This is a genomic window from Methylophaga sp. UBA5088, from assembly GCF_002414625.1.
Lineage (GTDB): Bacteria > Pseudomonadota > Gammaproteobacteria > Nitrosococcales > Methylophagaceae > Methylophaga > Methylophaga marina.
In genome coordinates, this window is the sequence record NZ_DIAC01000107.1 from 26,439 (window position 1) to 28,782 (window position 2,344).

Below are 2,344 nucleotides of genomic sequence, written 5' to 3' on the forward strand. Positions count from 1 at the left end.
TCATTCAAAGACAAATTGCCATCAGAGAAAATGATGCATCTATCTAATTCCGTGATAGTGCTGACATCCTGACTTAACGAACCACCTGCCTGATGAGGATTTCCGCATAAATAGAAGTCAGGCGTAGATATGTTTACTAGTCCACTTGCAGGGATAGAAACTTCATTGTTTGAGTACAGTTCTTTTAATGTAACTTTCGCCCCGTTATAACTTGCTAAAAATGCAAACCTGTCACCCTCAGAGAGCAAAACTACAGGTGATGTCGTGTAAGCGTTTCCACCTGCTACAACCTGCAATCTAATGCTTCCTGGAGAACCACTACTTTGTAGCAAAATTCCTCTTAATGATGAAAGATTACCTGCAACCCCATAGCTGATTATGCAGCCATAGCTACCAGAGCTTTTATATATGCCTGATACGAAAATAGTGAACGCTTTCGAAATAGAAGGAATATCAGCATAAATATAAGAACCTAGAGAATATGCACGAATGTTCCCCTGTTCAGTGAAAGAAATATCACCCACAAATGAGATAGGCGTATTCCTCAATAGCTCACGTCTATGTGCTGAACTTGGGAAGAAGTCAGCAATAATGCTTTTGTTTTTAGCTTTTTGGTTCAATCTCACAGGCACAGTCGGCTTACGCCCTGGATACCAAAGCTCAGGCGCTGTGATTCTGTTATCGGGTAGATAAACGCTCACGCTATGCCTTCCCGTTCCATGTCCATGGCGTTAACGTCAGCACGGTCGTGCCACTTGTGGCCACACCAGAATCATTCTTGATGTAGAACTCACAGTCATCGCTGATGGTAATGCCAGGCAATGAAATAAATTGCTGGGTACCGACCGCATTTAATGGGAATGAACCAATATAAATATGCGGAAAATTATCACCTGGCACCGGCGCGTGATTGGTGCCTTTGATGTTTTTATCACGACGGTACAGATGCACTGATTTGCCACTGGTGGCCAGCGTTGGCAATGTAATATCCAAAACGGCATCCGCGAACCGGACCTTGTCGGTTAAAACTAAGGCGGTAGCTTGTGCTTCTGTGCTGTAGGCAGCATTGGCTATCGATGTCGCTGCACTAATGGCCGTATGCTCGGCTTGCTTTTCAACAATGGCTGCAGAGGTATTAATCGTCATGATTCACCCTCACAAAAGCCACGTTTTGAGCAGTAATAACAGGTAAACCAACTGACTCGGCAGGGCTGACCAGGTATTCACCTATCGCTTTAATAGCGTTAGCTTCTTGCTCAGTAATTACGTTGTTCAGAGCCAGATCATCCAGTTGAAAACGCACGCTGTCCAAAGCCACATCAATACCACCCTGGGCTGGGCTCATCATTTCCAATGTTTTCGCCAGTAAAGATGAACCTGCAGCGGCTGTTTCAAGCTTGGTTAAAATATCCGTCGCTGCTTGTGGTCCGAGCTTGTCCATCAATGTGCGTGTAGTGATAAACGTTTGCTTCAGCTGGGTGACTGATGGTGAGTTGCACCAATCAGCCACAACCTGATCATCTGTTTCACTGCCAGGCATCAACGCTATCACGGCTTTGAGTAGTGAAAAATCCATGCGTTAGTCCTGCAAATCCCGTGTATCGTCTTCACTCAGATATGGCACGCCGTTAATGCGTACAAAGTCTGAGCTGGTGACATCAAACGGCACTTTGTGCTTGGTTTTCTCGCCACCTTTTGGATCAACGTTGAGCAAATCAGAGATTTTCACTCGGCAGCCAAACAGCTCGAACTTTTGAGATTCATCCAGGGCTTTACCTGTTGAAATAATGTCGAAGGTGTCCATACCTCTCCAGCTGCCTGCTGATTTGGCGGTTTCCACCATCAAATTAAAGTTACGGCTATCAAGCTCAATTTCACCAGAGCAAGACACATCACCATCGACATAACCATCAGGCACACCATGGGTATAGGTTGCGGCACTGTTATCAGTAATCGTCGCCGTGAAGTTTTCAGCGTGGATCAATAAATCGCTGAACATAAAGTCAAAGTTTTGACCGGATAAACGTTTAGACACGGTTTAATCTCCTATGCAGTTGGATTATTTAAATCCAACACAATGTTGGCGGTGAGTTCTTTCGGAATTTCAAAAGGCCGTGCTTTCATGAACGCCTCAACCTTTTCGCGAGTAACCCAGGTGATGACAATGTCACCCTCAACTGGCGGCTTTAATTCAGCAGGAAAAGGAATGCCCTGGAACACCGTCGACTTACTCATTTCACGCAGTGGTCGCATAAGCTTATTACTCGCCCAGGCTTCACCATTTGGTGTCGAGTTAAAACGACGGTTACCGGTCAAACCAATTAACACCAGGCGAACAGCCCGA

Annotated in this window: 5 protein-coding genes; all 5 read right to left on the minus strand. The window is 45.4% G+C overall.

Going from position 1 to position 2,344, the window contains the following annotated elements; translation table 11 throughout:
- On the minus strand, positions 1–701 hold a 701-nt coding region (locus B4K20_RS13700), incomplete at its 3' end, for a hypothetical protein (RefSeq protein WP_289283306.1).
- Between the two features lies 1 nt (position 702).
- Positions 703–1,146, minus strand: coding sequence for a hypothetical protein (locus B4K20_RS13705; protein WP_289283307.1), 444 nt, complete (start codon positions 1,144–1,146; stop codon positions 703–705).
- A complete protein-coding gene (locus B4K20_RS13710) occupies positions 1,136–1,576 on the minus strand; it encodes a hypothetical protein (protein WP_289283308.1) in 441 nt (146 codons plus the stop codon). Before B4K20_RS13710 ends, B4K20_RS13705 begins: the two co-directional genes overlap by 11 nt.
- Before the next feature lie 3 nt (positions 1,577–1,579).
- Positions 1,580–2,035, minus strand: a complete 456-nt coding sequence (locus tag B4K20_RS13715) for a phage protein (protein ID WP_289283309.1) — start codon at positions 2,033–2,035, stop codon at positions 1,580–1,582.
- Positions 2,036–2,046: 11 nt separating this feature from the next.
- On the minus strand, positions 2,047–2,344 hold a 298-nt coding region (locus B4K20_RS13720; RefSeq protein WP_289283310.1), incomplete at its 5' end, for a DUF2586 family protein.

Excerpts from the sequence above, each read along its gene's own strand:
- B4K20_RS13710 (WP_289283308.1), bottom strand. The coding sequence starts at position 1,576 with ATGGATTTTTCACTACTCAAAGCCGTGATAGCGTTGATGCCTGGCAGT.
- B4K20_RS13705 (WP_289283307.1), bottom strand. The coding sequence starts at position 1,146 with ATGACGATTAATACCTCTGCAGCCATTGTTGAAAAGCAAGCCGAGCAT.